16 protein-coding genes are annotated in these 20,577 nt (G+C 38.9%); 4 read left to right on the top strand and 12 right to left on the bottom strand.

The window, feature by feature from the left end; translation table 11 throughout:
• Positions 1 to 47 precede the first annotated feature (47 nt).
• Positions 48 to 2,987: a hypothetical protein gene (locus HRT50_RS03215; protein ID WP_291611265.1), complete on the top strand. Its 2,940-nt coding sequence runs from the start codon at positions 48 to 50 to the stop codon at positions 2,985 to 2,987.
• A gap of 82 nt (positions 2,988 to 3,069) precedes the next feature.
• On the opposite strand, the gene HRT50_RS03210 is transcribed toward HRT50_RS03215, so the two are convergent.
• From HRT50_RS03210 to HRT50_RS03195, 4 genes are all read right to left on the bottom strand, one after another.
• Positions 3,070 to 4,521 (bottom strand): TrkH family potassium uptake protein, encoded by a 1,452-nt coding sequence (locus tag HRT50_RS03210; protein ID WP_291611263.1) that lies wholly within the window; start codon positions 4,519 to 4,521, stop codon positions 3,070 to 3,072.
• Positions 4,522 to 4,582: 61 nt separating this feature from the next.
• Complete coding sequence (locus HRT50_RS03205) at positions 4,583 to 5,197, bottom strand: YigZ family protein (protein WP_291611261.1); 615 nt, start codon at positions 5,195 to 5,197, stop codon at positions 4,583 to 4,585.
• 43 nt (positions 5,198 to 5,240) lie between these two features.
• Positions 5,241 to 6,572, bottom strand: coding sequence for a Xaa-Pro dipeptidase (gene pepQ, locus HRT50_RS03200; RefSeq protein WP_291611259.1), 1,332 nt, complete (start codon positions 6,570 to 6,572; stop codon positions 5,241 to 5,243).
• Between the two features lie 152 nt (positions 6,573 to 6,724).
• Positions 6,725 to 8,656: a lytic transglycosylase domain-containing protein gene (locus HRT50_RS03195; protein ID WP_291611257.1), complete on the bottom strand. Its 1,932-nt coding sequence runs from the start codon at positions 8,654 to 8,656 to the stop codon at positions 6,725 to 6,727.
• A gap of 183 nt (positions 8,657 to 8,839) precedes the next feature.
• On the opposite strand from HRT50_RS03195, the gene tusA reads away from it, so the two are divergent.
• Together tusA and lepB are read left to right on the top strand one after the other, a co-directional pair.
• Complete coding sequence (tusA, locus tag HRT50_RS03190) at positions 8,840 to 9,085, top strand: sulfurtransferase TusA (protein WP_291611255.1); 246 nt, start codon at positions 8,840 to 8,842, stop codon at positions 9,083 to 9,085.
• A gap of 112 nt (positions 9,086 to 9,197) precedes the next feature.
• Positions 9,198 to 9,890, top strand: a complete 693-nt coding sequence (lepB, locus tag HRT50_RS03185; RefSeq protein ID WP_291611253.1) for a signal peptidase I — start codon at positions 9,198 to 9,200, stop codon at positions 9,888 to 9,890.
• 83 nt (positions 9,891 to 9,973) lie between these two features.
• Here the strand turns inward: lepB and HRT50_RS03180 are convergent, their stop codons facing one another.
• The 8 genes from HRT50_RS03180 to dnaA all read right to left on the bottom strand — a co-directional run bounded on the left by HRT50_RS03180 (position 9,974) and on the right by dnaA (position 19,970).
• The gene (locus HRT50_RS03180) at positions 9,974 to 10,138 is read right to left on the bottom strand and encodes a DUF465 domain-containing protein (RefSeq protein WP_291611299.1); all 165 of its coding nucleotides are present in this window, start codon (positions 10,136 to 10,138) and stop codon (positions 9,974 to 9,976) included.
• 13 nt (positions 10,139 to 10,151) lie between these two features.
• Positions 10,152 to 10,466 carry a TraR/DksA C4-type zinc finger protein gene (locus HRT50_RS03175; RefSeq protein ID WP_291611252.1) on the bottom strand — a complete coding sequence of 105 codons (315 nt, stop codon included), beginning with the start codon at positions 10,464 to 10,466 and terminating at the stop codon, positions 10,152 to 10,154.
• Between the two features lie 185 nt (positions 10,467 to 10,651).
• Complete coding sequence (gene glyS, locus HRT50_RS03170) at positions 10,652 to 12,718, bottom strand: glycine--tRNA ligase subunit beta (RefSeq protein ID WP_291611249.1); 2,067 nt, start codon at positions 12,716 to 12,718, stop codon at positions 10,652 to 10,654.
• Positions 12,718 to 13,659, bottom strand: a complete 942-nt coding sequence (gene glyQ, locus HRT50_RS03165) for a glycine--tRNA ligase subunit alpha (RefSeq protein WP_291611247.1) — start codon at positions 13,657 to 13,659, stop codon at positions 12,718 to 12,720. The genes glyS and glyQ overlap by 1 nt, the downstream gene beginning before the upstream one ends.
• 177 nt (positions 13,660 to 13,836) lie before the next feature.
• Positions 13,837 to 16,278 carry a DNA topoisomerase (ATP-hydrolyzing) subunit B gene (gene gyrB, locus HRT50_RS03160; RefSeq protein WP_291611245.1) on the bottom strand — a complete coding sequence of 814 codons (2,442 nt, stop codon included), beginning with the start codon at positions 16,276 to 16,278 and terminating at the stop codon, positions 13,837 to 13,839.
• Between the two features lie 9 nt (positions 16,279 to 16,287).
• Positions 16,288 to 17,421: a DNA replication/repair protein RecF gene (gene recF, locus HRT50_RS03155; protein ID WP_291611243.1), complete on the bottom strand. Its 1,134-nt coding sequence runs from the start codon at positions 17,419 to 17,421 to the stop codon at positions 16,288 to 16,290.
• Between the two features lie 27 nt (positions 17,422 to 17,448).
• Positions 17,449 to 18,552, bottom strand: coding sequence for a DNA polymerase III subunit beta (dnaN, locus tag HRT50_RS03150; protein ID WP_291611241.1), 1,104 nt, complete (start codon positions 18,550 to 18,552; stop codon positions 17,449 to 17,451).
• 44 nt (positions 18,553 to 18,596) lie between these two features.
• Positions 18,597 to 19,970 carry a chromosomal replication initiator protein DnaA gene (gene dnaA / locus HRT50_RS03145; RefSeq protein WP_291611239.1) on the bottom strand — a complete coding sequence of 458 codons (1,374 nt, stop codon included), beginning with the start codon at positions 19,968 to 19,970 and terminating at the stop codon, positions 18,597 to 18,599.
• A gap of 443 nt (positions 19,971 to 20,413) precedes the next feature.
• Between dnaA and rpmH the strand changes: the two genes are divergently transcribed.
• The gene (gene rpmH, locus HRT50_RS03140; protein WP_019028786.1) at positions 20,414 to 20,548 is read left to right on the top strand and encodes a 50S ribosomal protein L34; all 135 of its coding nucleotides are present in this window, start codon (positions 20,414 to 20,416) and stop codon (positions 20,546 to 20,548) included.
• Positions 20,549 to 20,577: the final 29 nt, after the last annotated feature.

The raw sequence follows: 20,577 nt of genomic DNA, 5'->3' as shown, positions 1-20,577 counted from the left end.
ACCCTATAGAAAAACATCAGACAAAACTCAAATTTAAAAGGATTTTTATGAAAGTATCTAAAGTACTCGCAGCTATTACCTTAGCTTTAACCAGTACAGCCTTTACTAGCCAAGCTGAATTAGTTGATAGTGCTCAAGATTGGCAAACATTTGAAACTACAAACTTTCGTGTGCACTTCACTCCAGAGTATCGCCAATGGGCTTTATCAAGTGCCAGAGAAATGGAAGTTGTCCGCCAATTAATCAAAGACCAACAAGGTCGAGTATTAACGGAAAAAGTAGATGCTTATATTATCGATCCCTATAATGCAGCCAATGGCTTTGCCCTGCCGTTAAGTCATCGACCTTATATGGCTTTGTTTACCACTCCCGCACAATCAGACAGCATTATTGCCAATTCTAGCGGTTGGCAGCAATTACTGGTATTACATGAATATGTGCATCTAGTGCATTTGGCGCAAAAAAGTCGCAGTAAATGGCGTAACAGCCTAGCTAATTGGTACGATCTTTTTGATGCGTCGCAAATTAATGGTGAGCGCTGGGTTAGTGAAGGTTACGCCACTTTACTGGAGTCCAAGCTCACCGGCCGAGGTCGCTTATTCAACAACCATGTTGAAGCTATCATTCAACAGTTTGCTCGCCAAGGCGCCTTACCCAGCTATAAGCAACTCAATGAAGGCGATGATAGCTTCATGTCTGGCTCTATGGCTTATTTAGTCGGTGTCCGTTATTTACAGTGGTTAGAAGAAAATTACGGTGAAGAAACTCTTGATGCTGTTTGGACGCGTTGGTCTGCCGTTGAACAACGTGATTTCGAACAAGCCTTTAAAGGCGTATTTCCTGACACAGCCAAAAACCTCTATCAGCGCTTTGTTGCTGAATACACCTATAAAGCCATGCAACATGAGGCGCAATTAAGTGCTTGCAGTAGCGAGGATAGTCGTTCGAAGTTATGGTTAGACTTATCTGGCTATGTCAGTGATGCAAGTTTAAGCCCGCAAGGTGATTACCTCGCCATCGTTGAAACGCAAAGGAACGATGAAGGTAAAACCACTAAACTAGAAGTATATAAAACCAGTGACAATACCGAAGCCGCTGAGAAATTCAGCAAAAATACTAAGGAGCTATTAGCCGACGATCCGCAAGATATTGCCGATAAAGCACCGAGTGTTTTTAAGAGAGAAGTTGCCTATACCTTAAACCAAAGAAATAACCGTGGCATTAAAAATCCACGCTGGCTCGATAATGACACGCTAGTTTATGGGGCAAGCAGCTTAGCGGATAAATATAGCTACCATCAAGATATTTTTTCTTGGCATTTACCGAGCAATACCATAAAGCAGTTAACAACTAGCGCTAACATACGTCGCTTCGATATTAGCAAAAATGGTCAATTTATCATTGCTGAGCGAAGCCGTGCTGGCTATTCACAATTAGTAAAAGTAAGTTTAGATCCTGATTCATTAGGCGAAGTAACCGCTGAATTAACAGCAAAAAGCCTCGAGCAAGTCTATGATTTTCCGCGACTTAGACCAACTATTGATGGCTCACCGTCTAAAAGCTTTGCTTATGTCAGTTCAAGTTTAAACAATAAATGGCAATTAAAAGTTCGCCAACTTGATAGCGCTCAAGAGAAAATAGTACCCTTACCTGAAAATTACCAATTTCTTTCTTTCCCTGAATGGTCTACAGATGGACAATTGCTATATTTTGTTGCCGGTTTAGATAGTGCAACCCGCTTATATCAATATGATTTTTCTAAGCAAACCTTATCTGCTGTCACTTCTGGTGAACAAGTCATAACATGGCCTATGATAAAAGGCGATAATGAATTACTGCATTTAGCCATTAATGCTCAAGGGCCCGATGTTTATCAACTTGATTTAAGCAAAGCCAATAAACAAGTAATCATCAACACTACCATAAGCTCAGCAATCACCAATGATTTAGCCGGCAACATAAAGCTAGCTGAGGCAAGTACTGTTATAGATGAAAGCATTGGCGAACAATCAACTTATGGCATAGGCCCTCAACAAGGAACAATAACCCTGGCTGAGAGCATTTATTCTGCCAGTAGTAGTATGCTTGAAGTAGGTTATAAATCTGGCGATGTGCTGTCGCGATTTGATTGGCAAGTAAACGCTAGCCAAGATGTTTTTAGCAATATTATCTCTGGAGCCTCGACCGCAATACGCTGGCAAGGCTGGCCTGTTAAATTACTTGCCCACAGCTACCTAATTAACTTAAAAACAGATCAACAAGATAGCCAAGCATTAGCCCTAGGTAAAACCACTGAAAAAGGCTTGTTTCTCGAAGCGCGTTACCCGTATAGCGTAGAAACATTTGCGGTTGATATCTTTGCCCAAGTGCAAGCTTCAAGCTTTGAAAACAGCCAGCATGTTAACTTTTCTAGCCAATCAATTTCACTCGGAATTGAACAAAGCTGGTCGCATGAGCAACAAAGCTGGGGCATATCACAAGCAATAAATGCCCAGCTAATCATCGCTCAGGATGAGCTAGCCGAAATCAATGGTAATGATGGCAGTTATAACGGTAGTAATGGCCTAGTTAACTTAAGCGCGCATATACATGGTTTTGGCCTAGGGTTTAATTACTTGTGGGCACAACGCTCTGAGGATGCCGGCGATATACTCAGTTTAGGCGGTTACTCTTCAACCTTAATTCAAGAAAAAGCTCACTTAAATAAGCAATTATCCCCTGAATTAGCCTTTTATCGCCAAGCGGCCAATGACTATCAAGCTTATCAAGCTTACTTGCCATTAGGCATTGTTGAAGTGTTTTATACTCGACATAAAATGGCTGAACAAGCCGTTATCGATAGCTATGGGGTTAAAGGCTCTTTCAGTAATAACTTTGGTTTTACTGGTTTAACTAATTTAGCTATTAATTATGGAGTAGCCCAGGTAAACCCAGAGAATGATAGTTCAGACACCCAAGGCTGGATTGCTTTTAGTTATAAGTGGTAGTAATTTCAGGTAAATATTTAAGCTTGTATATACGTATTCTAAATATGTATATACAACCACTTTACTGATGGACGCCTGAACGTTATGTGCGCCAAAATGCAGGGGTAAATAAAACTAATAGGGTAAATATCTCTAAGCGGCCAAACAACATTGCCATGATTAATACCCATTTACTCATATCATTAATCGTTGAGAAGTTAGCAGCCACTTCCCCAAGTCCTGGACCAAGATTATTGATACAAGCGGCAACAGCGGTAAAGGCGGTGACGTTATCCATGCCAGCCGCAAGTAGCAATAACATACAAATGACAAACACTGCAGCATAAGCAGAAAAGAACCCCCATACTGCCTCAACTACGCGATCAGGTAAAACTTTTCGACCTAACTTAATACTGAAGATTGCTCTAGGATGAACCAACTTGTTTAACTCTCGAAGACCTTGTAAATAAAGTAGTACCACACGTACAACCTTCATACCGCCACCGGTACTACCGGCACAGCCACCAATGAAACTCGAAAAAATAAGTAACATAGGTAATAACGTTGGCCAATCAGCAAATGAGGTTGTGGTAAATCCCGCCGTGGTACTAATAGAGACTGATTGAAACAGTGCTTGGTCGAGTGCTTGGTCGGCATCTTGATAGGTGCCAGTGCTTATTAACACAGTAAAACAAATCAAAACCAACACCACTTGAATGCCGATAAATACTTTAAACTCAGGGTCAAAGAAGTAGTTTTTCAGTGATCTATTTTGTACTGCCGCATAGTGCAAGGCAAAGTTCACCCCGGCAATAAGTAAGAAGCTAACACAGACTAAATTGATCGCAGGGCTATTAAAGTAACCCATACTGGCATCATGAGTAGAAAATCCACCAATAGCAATTGTGGAAAAAGCATGGCAAATTGCATCAAAGCCCGACATACCGGCAAGCCAATAAGCAAACGCACAAGCAATAGTTAAGCCTAGATAAATATACCACAAGTGCTTTGCGGTATCGGCAATACGAGGCGTCATTTTTGAATCTTTCACTGGTCCTGGTGTTTCAGCGCGATATAACTGCATACCACCAATACCGAGCATGGGTAATACGGCAACAGCTAAAACGATTATCCCCATACCTCCTAACCACTGTAATTGCTGGCGATACCATAAAACCGCGTGGGGTAAATCATCAATGTGATTTAAAATAGTTGCCCCTGTGGTCGTCAACCCGGAAAAGGATTCAAAGAAAGCATCAGTGATCGACAGGTTAGGTTGATCTAACAGCATCAGCGGAATAGCGGAGAAACTGGCTAAGACTAACCAAAAGAGCACGACAATTAAAAATCCCTCCCTCGCTTTAAGATCGGTTTTTTCATAACGGTAAGGATACCAAGCCAAGAACCCGGTGCCGAGACACCAAAGAAAAGCCAGAAGAAAAGATAAGCCACCGCCATCGCGATAGACTAATGAAATTAATGCCGGCGGCAGCATGGTCACACTCAGTAACGCAACCAATAAGCCTAGAATTCGGATAATATTTTTATATTGCACGTTTTATTTTTCTTGTTCGCTTTATTGTTCGAGAGTGGTTAATACCAATCGGACTAATTTATTAATCCGTTTTGTATAACTGTAATTGTCCGGATGACAATGTGTGTAACTTATCCTGCATTAAAGCCAATTTTTGGTTTGGAATGGCGAGTGTAAAAATGACTGTTTGTTGGTAGTCTTGAGTGATTACTTGACCCTCAACTTGCCTAAGTAAATGCAAAACATCATCTACTTGGCTATATTGACATGCTAAGGTTTTGTGCACCATAGCTATTTTAATTTTTGACTGCAAAAATGCTATGGCTTGGCGAACACTGCCACCATATGCCCTTTGTAATCCACCCGTACCTAATTTAGTGCCACCAAAATACCGGACAACAACCGCACAAACTTGACCTATACCACCACCTTGCAAGGCTAATAACATAGGTTTTCCAGCCGTTCCGCTCGGTTCACCGTCATCCGAAAAGCCATAGCCTTGGCTATCATCCGCCGCTTTAGTTAAAAATGCATGGCAATGATGGCTAGCTTGCGGATGAAGTTTTTGTAGCTCTTTGAGCATGGCTTTTGCTTCGGCTATATCCCCACAGGGGCGTAAATAGCAGATAAAACGACTGCGATTAACAATGAGTTCATCTTCGACATTATTAATCGCGATAGGAAAGGACGGAGTCACAATAGCTTGTTACTTATCTAAGATTGATTTGCTTTAATTAAGCCTAGCTTAAGTCTAAATCTCTAGTCATATTTTCATTGTGAGACTGGTGGACAATAATATTATCTTCAATACGAATACCACCAAAACAGCGCATTTCATCAACATTTTGCCAATTAATTTGATCAGCATTAGCCGACGCTTTTAAATCTGCCAACAATGAATCAATAAAATATAGACCTGGTTCAATGGTAAACACCTGATTGGCTTCGATCGTACGAGAAGTACGTAAGAATGGATGGCTAGCGGGTGTATTAACATGAGTGCCTCGTTCATCAGCCATAAAACCACCAACATCATGAACTTGTAGGCCTAAATGATGGCCCAAGCCATGTGGAAAGAAGGTAGAAATAATGCCCGACTCAACGGCTGTATCAGCATCAACATTGATAAAGTTAAAATCACGTAAAACTTGGCCAATGGCTCTGTGTGTTTCAATATGAAGGTCAACATAACTTACGCCAGGTTTTAATCCTGATACGGCATTAAGCATCAATTGATCCATACGAGCAATTAGCTCGGCAAACTTATCATTTTTATATGAATAGGTACGGGTAATATCTGCTGCATAACCGTTAAAGTTTGCACCAGCATCAATAAGAAATGATTGATGTACTTGTGGAGTCACTTTATCTAAAGACATATAGTGCAAAATTGAGCAGTTTTTATTTAGCGCGACAATATTTCCGTATGGCGTATCGTTAGTACCATAACCGATAGACTTAAGGTAAGCCTGCTGAATATCATACTCACTATCACCTTGGAAAAAAGCATTACGCGCTGCCTGATGTGCCTTTACCGCTAAAACATTAGATTGACGCAGACACTCGTGTTCATATTTACTTTTATAACCACGATGATAATGGATGTAGTTAAGTAACGGTTCCGGATTAATAGCTTCAAAGCCTAATGCCGTGGCAACTTCAACATGACTACCAATATAGGCAAAGCCCTTTTTGTCATAAGGCAGTAACTTATCAACTTCACTGGCGTTGGTTAAAATCTTAATATTAAAATATTCATCCCAATAGCTTTCATTTAACGGAGTTATTTTATGCCAAAAGTCCACGGGTTGATAATAGATCAGTGTCGGTTTATCTTCACCATTAACCACCAACCAAGAGTTTGCAATATCAATTAATGGTAACCAATATTTAAAGTGTGGATTTACCTTAAATGGATAACAGTTATCATCGAGAAAAGCCTTAATTTCTTGCCCTGAATGAATAACTAAACCTTCTAAGTTTTCACGTGCCAGTACGGCTTTAGTCATCTGTTGTAATTGGGTAATATGAGCTGGATATTGGCTAGCCAACTTAGTATTAAGTGTTGTCATATATTCGGTCTCCGAAAGACGGCCATCAAGAAATTTACCTCATGATAGCATATCCCTAGTAGGCCTGGTTATTGACAGAAGAAACACTCTAGCTAAATATTCCCAATTTGTGGATAAAACTTTGCAATTTTTAGCTGAAAGCTATGCGTTAATTAATCACCAATATTCATATTAATCACTTGCTCAAAAACGCGACTAACCTGCCCCGGCTGGTGCTGATAAATCTCTTGATATGCTAATACGCTTTTTACATAGTTTCGTGTTTCTTTAAACGGGATCGTTTCTATCCAAATATCGGCGGGCATGGCACTAGTATTTTTTAGCCATTTTTTAACCCTATAAGGACCTGCATTATAAGATGCAGTTGCAAGAATTTGATTTCCTTTGTTTTTATCAAGTAACTTGCGTAAATATTTTGTCCCAAGTTGGATATTGTTCTCGGCATTGTAAAGATATTGTCGACTGAGACTGCCGCGCTTAAGTTGTTTGGCGGTATTAGGCATTAATTGCATCAAGCCCTTCGCTCCTACGGGTGAGCGAGCATCGGTCATAAACGAACTTTCACGTCTGGCTATAGCAAAAGCCCAAGCAGGGTTTATTTCCTGCAGTTGTGCATGTTGGTTAATTTTCTTGTCAAAGGCTTTTGGGAAGCGTAACTCGACATCATTTAAATAACCGACCTGAGCTAAAGTAAAAATAGCGCGGTCAAACCAGCCATTTTCATTAGCTAATTTTGCTGCAACCAGCTTTTCCCGATAATTTAGCTGCCTAAGCCAATAACGCCATTCTCTACGCGCCTCAACATAACGACCTAAGTAGTAAAATTCAAAAGCCCGCTTCGCTGCTGGGTGCAACAATACACCATTTTTTTCCTGGCTAGTGATCGCTAATGGACTATTTTGTAAACTGACCGGTGTTTCTAAATAACTTGCCGCTAGGAAACCATAATAATGACGTTTAGTGGCTAGCTCACTCATAACGTCTTGACCACGTTCCAATTCACCAGTACCTATCAGCGCCCTTGCATACCAATACTGCCACTGTAGCTTTGTTTTATATTTTCCCGCCATTATTGCTAGCTCTTGCAATACTAAATACCAATTTTGCTGCTTCAATACCTCTGTTAACTGCCATTGCATAATACTAGGCTCTACATTTACCGGATCTAATTTTTCCAACCAAACTCGTGCTAGAGGGTGGTTTTTACTGGCTAAAGCAACTGCAAACTTCTCTGTTATTTTCTGGCTTTGGCTTGCTGAAAAGCTAAAATCTTGCTGCGCCTGTTTATAACTCGCCAATGCTTTATTGGGATCGCGCCACACTAAACGCCTAATACCATAAGTATAAATTTGACTCTCTTTGGCCGATTTTTTAATAAACTTATCTTGGCGTGCCACTTTTGCCGGATCACGCCTTACTTGATGCCATAATAGCCCCAAGTATTGCTGCTCTTTAGGAAGAAGCCCGGTTAAATAAGGGATTAATGAATGTTTACCGCCATCAGCCGCTAAAGTTATCCGCTGCCAGACAATATCATCGGTTCTATAGCCAGCTTGTTGCCACTGCTTAATTAGTGGGTCACAAACTTTATCTAACGACTTACCCACTAGCCATAATTTTGTTACTTGGGGTAGCACCACACTTGCTGGCATACCCGCCGCTAATGAGAATTGTAGCTTTTGACAGGTCAACGCGGTATTACTAGTTTTTTTGTAAAACTCGAGAAAGAGTGTACCTTTATTTTTTTTTGCTAAATACCTTAACCACGCCTTTCTAAGTGGCCAATCTAATGGTGAATCTCTATATTTTTCTAAAAAAATCGCAATTTCATCTGCAGATGACAACTGCATGGTTTCTCTTAGGCGTTGTTGGTCTAAGTAAGGTTGCAATGGGTAGTAATACAATTGGTTATAGAGATTTTTATATTGCTGAGAATAGCTTATTGCTAAGAGTTTCTCGGCTTTTAGAAAGGTTTTTTGCTGGCCGATATCTGTCATTATTTTCAGGCTGTCATTTGCTTTAGACATATTTATCGAGGCAAAGGTAAAAGCAGACAAGAGTAAAATTTTAACTGTATTTTTCACTGGCACCTCAGGAGTCGGCATTTAAATTTATGCGGAAAACTTTCATCGTTTTTCTAACTTATTACGATAGTTTGAGTATAGTTGAAGCTAAACTTTTCAAAGTCGTATTTACTTTATTTCTTATGTCGAATTGGTTGAATAAGGTATAATTCTTTTTTAACTAATTTTAATAATGTATGTGTTATGCCTCTAACTATTTTTCAACAAACGGATCATACCCTCGATGCTATCGGACTACGCTGCCCAGAGCCCGTAATGATGGTACGTATGAATATTAGAAAAATTGCTAGCGGCGAAACTTTATTAATAAAATGTGATGACCCTTCTACCGCTAGAGATATTCCAAGCTTTTGTCGTTTTATGGAACATGAACTGCTGGCCAAGCAGACCGATACTCTGCCTTTTCTCTATGTTATAAAAAAAAACTAACAAGCACTTAACTTTTTATTACCAAGTTGTAAGTAAGTATTTCCACACGGAACTTTCTCTTAACTGTACTGCCTTAAACGGGACAGCTAATACATACATGGAGTAAAACAAAATGGTAAAACCTAGTAATAATAAGTTTCTTTCCCTGCTACAAAGCAATAAGCAGCTTCTGCTGTTTATTTTATTAATGTCGGTATTTCGTAGTGCGGTTGCTGACTGGTATTCAGTGCCTAGCGGCTCAATGCAACCCACCATTCAAGTCGGTGACCGCATAGTGGTGAATAAAATGGCTTACGACTTACGGCTACCGTTCACTGATATAACATTAATTTCTATTAATACTCCACAACGTGGTGAGATAGTAGTATTTGAATCGAAAGCGGCTGATCTTAGATTAATTAAACGTGTCGTGGGTCTACCTGGTGATATCGTCTCAATGACTGATGAAGTACTTAAAATCAACGGCCAGCAGCTAGCTTTTAAACCTTCGCGTAAAATCAAATTACCGCAAGGCTCACCAGCAGTAATCACAGCAACAGAAAACTTAGGAGCCATCCAACATCGGGTAAGTATTGATAACAACGCCAGTAATAGGCTGAGTAACTTTACCGCAATAAAAGTACCTGCAGGACATTATTTGGTGTTAGGTGACAATCGTCGTCATAGTGCAGACTCTCGTGTTTATGGCTTTGTCCCTCATCATGAGTTACGAGGCAAGGCCACAGCAATTGCCTTTTCTGTTGATTACGATAATTATTATATGCCCCGCGCACAACGCTTCTTCCAAGACCTTTATAATATTTAGTAAAAGTTTCATAAAAGAAATCCCCAATCTCGTTTAAGGCATGGGGATTTCTTTATGAAGCTATTTTACTTGTTTAACTACCGCTATGCGGGAACTTGGACTTTTTTCAGCATAACAAATAGTTCATCTTTTAGTTTAAGCCTTTGCTTCTTTCTTCCATCTAAATAAAGATCACTGGTGTTCTCAACACCTTGCTCTATGCGGTTAACTTCGTGGTATAAATCATGTTTCTCTGCTCCAAAAGTTATTTAAAAAATCGGTTTAAAGTGCACAGTTAATACACTTAGTTGTATAGGGTAATGCCGATAACCTGTCAGGGTTAATAAGTTCATCACACTCGGCACAATGGCCATATAAACCTTCCTCTATGCGTTGTAATGCGGATTTAACCAAGCTTAGTTCTAACTTAGCTTCATGATGTATTTCATCGAGGACACCATCATTTTCGGTTTCAGTTGCTTGTTCGGAAAAGTCCTGTGATCTGCCCTTATGAAAATCAGCTTCTATAGCAGCAATTCGCTTGGTTAGCTGTGTTTTTTTGTTTTCCAATAATATCGATATCTCTTTGCTTGGCATTAGTAGCTCCTTATTGGTCTGTCTTTATATCAGCTCTTATATTCACCTTACGCCTATCTGTATTCTTGTTGTTGATCTAGCTCAAATTTTAACTGCCATTTGTTAATATTAGTCGATATCAAATTTTAGGCATAAAAAAAGGCCATGTTGCCATGACCTTTTATCACTATTTTTAGCTTACCTCATTACTGGAGCACTGATATATCAGCGATAGCAAAGAAACTATTTCTAATTTCATTCAGCAAAGTTAAACGGTTAATTTTAACCGCTTCATCATCACTCATCACCATTACGTTATCAAAGAAGGTGTCTATTGGCGCCTTAAGCTGTGCTAACTCGCTAAGTGCTGCTTGGTAGTTTTTATCAGCCATTAACGGCGTTACTTGCAAACTTATCTCTTGGAAGATGTTTGCTAGATATTGCTCAGCTTGTTCGCTTGCTAAATCTGTATTGAAGGCATCGTAAAGCTTACCATCAAATTTAGCTAAGATATTACCAACACGCTTATTTGCCGCAGCAAGTGTTGCCGCTTCTGGTAATTCCCTAAAGAAGGTTACCGCTTTAATGCGTTTATCAAAATCAAGTGGCGCACTTGGCTTTTTCGCTAATACCGCTTGGATAACATCAACACTGATGCCCTGCTCTTGATAGAAGGCGCGGAAGCGACCCATAATAAAATCAAGCACATCGCTGGCGGTATTATCATTAACTAATTTATCACCGAATAATTCGATACTTTTGTTAATCAATGTAGATAGGTCTAAATCCAGCTGCTTTTCGATAATGATACGGATACTACCTATGGCAGCTCTTCGTAGCGCAAATGGGTCTTTATCCCCCTTAGGTGCCTGATTAATGCCAAAGATGCCTACTAAGGTATCAATCTTGTCACTGATGGCAACTGCACAGCCAATATTAGCTTCAGGTAAAGTATCACCAGCAAAGCGTGGACGGTATTGATCTTCCAATGCTTGGGCAATATTTTCATTTTCACCATCATGTAATGCATAGTACTTACCCATAGTGCCTTGCACTTGTGGAAACTCTAAAACCATATCGGTCATCAAATCGGTTTTACTGAGTAAACCAGCACGATACGCATCTTGGGCATTCTCGTTTAATTGCTCGGCAATGAACTGAGATAATGTCGCAATTCGTTCAGACTTTGCTTTCAATGTACCAAGTTGTTTTTGAAACAATACTGACTCAAGGCTGTCTAGTCTTGATTCTAAGCTTTGCTTTTTATCTGTTTTAAAGAAGAATTCAGCATCAGCTAAGCGTGGACGAATAACTTTTTCATTACCAAATACCACTGTATTTGGCTCTTTAGATTCAATGTTAGCAACAAATATAAACTTATTAACCAATTGACCTTTTTTATCGGTTACTGGGAAATACTTCTGATGATCTTTCATCGAGTATATTAACGGCTCAGCAGGAACATTTAAGAAACCTTCATCAAATGTGCCTACTAAGGTAACAGGCCATTCAACCAGTGCTGTGACTTCGTTTAGTAACTCTTCATCAATAAGGGCAACAGCATCAATGTCTTTAGCAACTTGTTTTATTTGTGCAACAATTTTGCTTTGTCTTTGCTCAAAGTCTACTTCTACATAAGCTTTGGCTAGCTCAGTTTGGTAATCATTGGCGTGATTAAGGGTTACTAAACCTTCATGATGAAAGCGATGACCTTGTACTTGATTACTTGAACTGACACCAAGCGCTTCTCCGGCAATTATTTCACTACCAAAAAGCATAGTTAAGGTGTGCACAGGACGAATAAACTGAATACGCTCAGCTCCCCAACGCATTGGCTTAGCAATTGGCAGTTTATTTAATGCTGTAGTTACCATGGCAGGTACTAATTCGGTAACCGATTTACCGGCTACGGTGGCGCGGTGAAGTAACCACTCACCTTTATCTGTTACTAGACGCTCAGCTTGCTCAACTTCAATACCATTAGATTTTGCCCAACCTTGTGCGGCTCTACTCGCATTACCGGCCTCATCAAAAGCAACATTCACTGCTGGCCCACGTTTCTCTACGGTTTTGTCTTGTTGTTTGTCAACTAAATCAAAAACTTGTACCGCTAAACGGCGCGGGGTAGCAAACCATTTAATATCGCTATAGGCTAAATCATGGCTATCAAGCTGGCTTTTAATATTGTCATAGAAAGCTGTCGCTAATGTTTTTAATGATTTTGGTGGTAACTCTTCTGTGCCAAGTTCAATAAGGAGTGTTTCAGTAGTCATTATTTATCTCCTTTAGCTGCTGCTTTGTTAGCACTGGCTTCATTATTTTTACATAGTGGGAAGCCAAGTTCTTCACGCTTTTGGTAGTAAGCTTGTGCAACTGCTTTCGATAACGTACGTACACGTAGGATATAACGCTGACGTTCGGTCACAGATATTGCATGACGAGCATCAAGTAAGTTAAAGGCATGTGATGCCTTCATAACTTGCTCATAAGCAGGCAATGGTAAGTTAGCTTCAATTAGTTTTTGGCTGTCTTTCTCACACTGATCAAACTGCTTAAATAACGCATCAACATCTGCGTGCTCAAAGTTATAAGTAGATTGCTCCACTTCATTTTGATGGAAAATATCACGGTAATAGATAGTCCCTAATGGGCCATCAGTCCAAACAAGATCATATATGCTATCGACATTTTGAATGTACATAGCTAAGCGTTCAAGGCCGTAAGTAATTTCGCCGGTAACAGGCGTACACTCTAAGCCACCCACTTGCTGGAAGTAAGTAAATTGAGAGATCTCCATACCATTAAGCCAAATTTCCCAGCCTAAGCCCCAAGCACCTAATGTCGGAGATTCCCAGTTATCTTCGACAAAGCGAATATCATGTACTAGCGGATCTACACCCAACTCTTTTAATGAGTTGAGATAAAGCTCTTGTATGTTCTTAGGAGACGGTTTTAACATCACTTGAAATTGATAGTAATGCTGTAAGCGATTTGGATTTTCACCATAACGACCATCCGTTGGGCGACGGCAAGGTTGTACATAGGCACTGCTGATTGGCTCTGGACCAATTGAGCGTAAGAAAGTCATTGGGTGGAAGGTACCTGCCCCAACTTCTATATCAAGAGGTTGCACTAATACACAACCCTGACGTGACCAGTAATCTTGCAATTGCAAAATTAAGCCTTGAAAAGTTTTACTATTGTAAGTTGTCATGGTGTTCTAATTCACTTTTGTCTTATTTAATGCCAAACGGATTAATTGAGCAAATAATATTTGCGGGAAATTATCTTGCGTTTTTTACTTGTGACGATTATAGCTTTTTTAGAGTATTTATCCTACAAAAATGCCCGGACATGAAGACCGGGCATCTGGTTTTACCTTTAACAATAACTATACATCTAAGTTTGAAACTCTTAAGGCATTATCTTCTATAAATTTCCTACGCGGTTCTACATGATCACCCATCAAAGTAGTAAACAGTTGATCCGCAGCAATGGCATCTTCGATAGTTACCTGTAACATACGGCGTGTATCAGGATCCATGGTAGTTTCCCAAAGCTGTTCAGGGTTCATTTCCCCTAGCCCTTTATAACGTTGTATGTATTGACCACGTTTAGACTCTGCCATCAACCAAGTCAAAGCTTCATCAAAGCTTTCTACAGGGTTAACTTTATCGCCACGTTTAACGTAAGCCCCTTCTTCCATCAAGCCATTAATTGCCGAGTTTAGTGACATAATTGCAGCAAACTCTTTTGATTGTAAAAATTCATAACTACAATGGTATTCTTTATCAATACCATGCTGTCTGACAATAAAGTTCGGATAATATATATTACGCTCTAGATTATGCTTTACTTCAGCTTTATAGATTGAGCCGTTACCATCTTGATTTTCTAGTTGAGTAATTAAATCTTTGGTCCACGCTTGCACTTTAGCTTCGTCAGTGAAGTCTTCCGCTGTGATAGTGCTGCTATAAATCATTTTTTCTAAAATATCAGCAGGCATCTGTCTAGATACGCGCTTAACTATATCCATAGTCTTGCGATATTGATTTACTAACTGTTCTAAGCCAGCACCAGATATAGCGGGTGCATCTTCATTAACATGAATTGAGGCATGGTCGAGTGCTAGTGTTGTTAAGTACTCGGTTAGACCTTCATCATCTTTAATGTAACGTTCTTGCTTACCTTTTTTCACTTTATAAAGCGGAGGCTGGGCAATAAAAATATGGCCACGTTCCATAATTTCTGGCATTTGACGATAGAAGAATGTTAATAACAAAGTACGAATGTGCGAGCCATCGACATCGGCATCGGTCATGATGATAATACTGTGATAGCGTAATTTTTCAGGGTTATATTCATCACGGCCAATACCACAGCCTAGTGCTGTTATTAACGTGCCAACTTCCTGAGAAGATATCATCTTATCAAAACGCGCTTTCTCAACGTTAAGAATTTTACCTTTCAACGGTAATATTGCTTGGTTTTTACGATTACGTCCCTGCTTGGCTGAGCCACCAGCAGAGTCTCCTTCCACAATATAGATTTCGGATAAGGCTGGATCTTTTTCCTGACAATCGGCTAGCTTACCTGGTAAACCGGCAATATCTAACACGCCTTTACGGCGGGTCATTTCACGAGCTTTACGAGCAGCTTCACGAGCTCTTGATGCATCAACTATTTTCATAATGATGGTACGTGCAATTGAAGGGTTTTCTAATAGGTATTCACCTAGTTTTTCACCCATAGCTTGCTCTACTGCAGTTTTCACTTCAGATGAAACAAGTTTATCTTTAGTTTGTGACGAGAATTTTGGATCTGGAGCCTTAACCGAAATAACAGCAGTTAAACCTTCACGGGCATCATCACCCGTAGCATTCATTTCATTACCACCTTTTTTACTCTTATTAAGGCCTTCTTTAGACATATAAGAGTTAAGTGTTCTGGTTAGTGCCGTTCTAAAGCCACTTAGATGAGTACCACCATCACGTTGAGGAATGTTATTGGTAAAACAGTGAATACTTTCTTGAAAGCCATCATTCCATTGCATTGCTACTTCAACAATAATACCGTCTTCACGCTCTAAATCAAAATAAAATATCTCGTCGTTAACGGCTGTTTTATTGGTATTTAAATAATTAACAAAGGCTTGTATTCCACCTTCGTAGCAAAATAACTCTTCTTTACCTTCTTCTCGCTCATCAATTAAGCGTATTGAAATACCTGAATTTAAAAAAGATAACTCACGAATACGTTTAACTAAAATATCATAGTGAAATAACACATCAGTAAAGGTATCGGTACTTGGCCAGAAACGAACTTCAGTACCCGTTTTATCACTTACACCAACTTCAGCCAGTGGCGCTTCCGCTACACCTATATGATAAAACTGTTCATACAACTTACCGCCACGACGAATGTTTAACTTAAGTTTTGAGCTTAAGGCATTTACCACTGAAATACCGACACCATGAAGACCACCGGAAACTTTATAACCTGAATCTTCACCACCGAACTTACCACCGGCATGTAAAACAGTCATAATAACTTCAGCGGCAGAGATACCTTCCTCTGGATGAATATCAGTCGGAATACCACGGCCATCATCTAGCACTGATACTGAACCATCTAAATGAATGGTTACCACAATTTCAGAGCAATGCCCTGCTAATGCTTCATCGATTGAGTTATCTAGAACCTCAAAAACCATATGATGTAAACCAGTGCCATCATCCGTGTCACCTATATACATACCAGGTCTTTTTCGTACTGCATCAAGTCCTTTTAGTACTTTAATACTGGACGAACCATATTCATTTTCTACTGTCATAGTTTTAGCCTACTCAATCATTACTGAATTATTCACAGGTAATATAACACCATGTTTCACGTGAAACATATGATAATTATTATTGTCGCTACCCTTGTTATTAATAACACTAAGGTCATTTAAAAAAGGTTGTAGAACACTTTCCTCTATTGCCGTGATTACCACTTGGCAATCTAATTTACTCGTTGCATTTGATAAAGCATGCCTTGATTTACTATCTAATTCAGCACCTATATCATCAATAAGTAAAATTGGTTTTACTCGCTTAACTCTTGCAATCAATTTGGCTTGAGCAAATGTTAACGCCAATAAAAACAACTTCTGTTGTCCTCGTGAAAGTTGGCTTTCTAATGCTTGTTTAGCAATAAGAAATTTCACATCAAACTTATGTGCACCATATAAGGTGTAACCATAAGTTTGTTCTCTTTCATGACTATCATGTAGAGCTTCGGTTAAAATCTTTTTTTGTGGCCAACCCTGTAAATATTGCACTGTCACTTTATCAGCTATATTAGGTAATAATATAGCCAACCAATAAGGCAGTTCAGCAATTAAATCTGCTACATATTTAGATCTTATCTGGGCAACACTTTCCGACAACTGACAAAAAATAGTTGTCCAGTAATTTAAGGTCGAATTATCTAAGTGATTTCTTAAACAAGCATTTCTCTGCTTAAGCACTCGGTTAAATTCACGCCACTGTTTGGAAAAGTCATGTTTCACGTGAAACATACCTAAATCAATAAAGCGCCGACGTTCTTTTGGTCCACCAAAAAAAAGCTTAAAACTTTCAGGGGTAACTATTTGTACGGCTATATTTTTGGCTAGCTCAGATAATCTAGCATGTCGCTCACCGTTAATCTTTATTAACGTAACACCTGAATCAATATTTTTACTAAGACCAAGTTGTAAATCATTATCATCTTTAATACTGACAACAAAGTTATCGCTCTCGTAACTTGCTAGATGCTCGAGCTTAGTGGTACGAAAAGATTTTCCGTGACCAATAAAAAAGATAGCTTCAAGTAAACTACTTTTACCGCTGCCATTATCTCCAACAAAGAAATTAAGCTTAGGGTGAAGTTCTATAGCTACCGATGATAAATTCCTAAAATTATAAGTTGTAAGTTTGGCAACACTCATCTGTAGATATAATAACTTTATTGAAAACTATAAACGCATCGGCATAACAACATAAAGCGCTTCGCCATTGTTACTACCTTCGATAACTACACTACTGTTTGCATCCGCTAAAGTAAATTTCACATTCTCATCTTTAATGGCACTCAATACATCAAGTACATAACTCACGTTAAAGCCAATCTCTAATTCACCGTAAGGAAAGTTAATTTCAATTTCTTCTTCGGCTTGTTCTTGTTCTGGATTATTGGCGGTAATTTTCAAATTGGTATCTGAGAAATTTAAACGTACACCTTTAAATTTTTCATTCGATAATATTGATGCACGAGAAAGTACCTGGCGTAACGCATCCTTATTAGTTTCAAAAACCTTATCACCATTACGAGGTAGTACACGACGATAATCAGGAAAACGACCATCGACTAATTTACTGGTAAAAGAAAATTCAGTATCAATAATACGTATATGGTTAGTGCCTAAGAATATTTTTACTGACTCATCAACCGGAGCGAGTAAACGAATAATTTCTAAAATACCTTTACGCGGTACGATAACTTGTCTGGCAGGTAAAGCGAGCGTGTCGTTTGAAATTTTACAGATAGCCAAGCGATGACCGTCGGTAGCCACTGAACGAATTTCATTGCCTTCACATTCAATGGACATACCATTCAAATAGTAACGCACATCTTGGTTGGCCATAGAGAAATGTGTACTTTCAATTAGGCGTAAAAATTCAGACTTTAACAGGTGAAATTCAACATCGCCCTGCCATTCCTCGATATTAGGAAAGTCGACCGCTGGTAACGTTGACAACGAATAGCGACTACGACCAGACGATAACTTTATCGTTTCATCAATGGACTCAAAAGAAATTAATGAGTTATCAGGTAAACTTTTACAAATATCTAATAATTTCCGGGCCGGGATAGTAAGTTTGCCATCTTCACCTTGATTATCAACATTTGCATAAGCAACCATTTCTAACTCTAAGTCTGTCGCTGTCAGAGTAAGTGATTGACCACTTATTTCAAAAAGTATATTACTTAGAATGGGTAAAGTGCTTTTTCGCTCTACGGCACCAGAAACCAATAATAATGGTTTAAGTAATAATTCCCTATTCAATGAAAACTTCATTTTGTTACCTGCTTAAATGCTAGTATTTTTATTTTATACAAAGGTTAAGACGAAAGTGTTCTGATTAAATTAGAATAATCTTCTTTAATATCATGCGTTTCTTCGCGTAAAGATTTAACTTTTCGACAAGCATGTAAAACAGTTGTGTGATCTCGGCCACCAAAAGCATCACCAATTTCAGGTAAACTATGGTTAGTTAATTCCTTAGATAATGCCATGGCAATTTGGCGAGGTCGAGCAACTGAACGATTACGTCGTTTTGATAACAGATCCGCAATTTTAATTTTATAATATTCAGCAACAGTGCGTTGGATATTATCGATAGTCACTAATTTATCTTGTAGTGCTAATAAATCACGTAATGCTTCACGGACGAAATCGATAGTAATAGCACGCCCAGTGAAATTAGCGTTCGCAATAACACGATTTAATGCCCCTTCCAATTCTCGAACATTAGAGCGTAAGCGTTTAGCGATGAAAAAAGCAACTTCATCTGCTAGATTGATTTGGCTCTCTTGCGCCTTACGTTTTAAAATAGCAACACGCGTTTCAAGCTCTGGAGGTTCAATGGCTAAAGTTAAGCCCCAACCAAAACGAGATTTCAACCTGTCATCAACACCATTAATTTCTTTTGGATAACGGTCACTAGTTAAAATAACTTGTTGATTTCCCTCAAGTAAAGCATTAAACGTATGGAAAAACTCTTCTTGGGTACGCTCTTTACCAGCAAAAAATTGAATATCGTCAATGAGTAATGCATCAACTGATCGGTAGTATTGTTTAAATTTTTCCATCGCATTATTTTGTAATGCTCTAACCATATCTTGGACAAAACGTTCTGAATGCATATAAGCAATTTTAGCATTGGGATTTTTAAGTAAAATACCGTTGCCAACTGCATGTAATAAATGTGTTTTACCTAAGCCGGTACCACCATATATAAATAAAGGGTTGTAGGCCGTGCCAGGATTATCTGCAACTTGCGAGGCCGCAGCACGAGCAAGTTGATTCGATTTACCTTCAACAAAATTATCAAAAGTGTAATTTAATCGAATATTGGTTTTTTTAGGTATATTACTTTCAGGCTCTGCAACTTGAGGAGCAAGAACAGATTTAGCAAACAGACTTTCGTTACCAGTAGTTTTTGCGGCTATAGAACTATTATTAACAACAGGTTTACTGCCAACATCAAAACGCAGCAATAATGGATTATTAGCTTCATTAATGGTGAGAAGTTCATTTATTCGATTGACGTATTTATCTCTCACCCAATCAAGAACGAAACGATTAGGAGCATATAGCGTCATAACATTGTCATTAACAACGCACTGCAAGGGCCGGATCCACATACTAAATTGCTGAGCAGGCAATTCTTCTTGCAGAACAGAGAGGCATCGTTGCCAAGGGGAATGATCCAACCAAAACTCCAGTAGTTACTAGGTAATTATTTTTCTGAGGGCTATTATCTATTGAGTTATCCACAAGTGCAATATTGACTTTTAACTATTCTACACTTTTTTCATTCACATACAGCTAACAGACTGTTAATATTACGTATAATACAACATTACCAACAAAAAAAACTATGCTTTTCATTGGTGATTTTCTCTTTAAATGAGCTTTTCACAGAATTAGTTATTCAGATGGCTAAACTGCAATGTGATAAAACTGTGAATATAATTGCCAATAGCAATAAAGATCACGATGATCCTCTAGTTTAAAACCAATGATCATTATGAAAACAGCTCACATAAATGATTGACAATTGCTCTATTAAGCTTTACTATTCTGCCTCTTTTTTTAGACCAGTGTGCTCAAAAGGCTTTTTCGCCAGGGCAACAACAACCGACGGATTAGCGTAATGAAAAGAACATTTCAACCTAGCATACTAAAGCGTAAGCGTAACCACGGATTCCGTGCTCGCATGGCAACTAAAAACGGCCGTGCTGTTATAGCTCGTCGCCGTGCCAAAGGCCGTGCAAGCCTTAGCGCATAATATCAAACCTTGTTTACAATTTTTGATAT

This window comes from Colwellia sp. (assembly GCF_013215345.1).
Taxonomy (GTDB): domain Bacteria; phylum Pseudomonadota; class Gammaproteobacteria; order Enterobacterales; family Alteromonadaceae; genus Colwellia.
The sequence above is the reverse complement of the archived record's forward strand: the minus strand, read 5'-3'. Positions and strand labels throughout refer to the sequence as shown.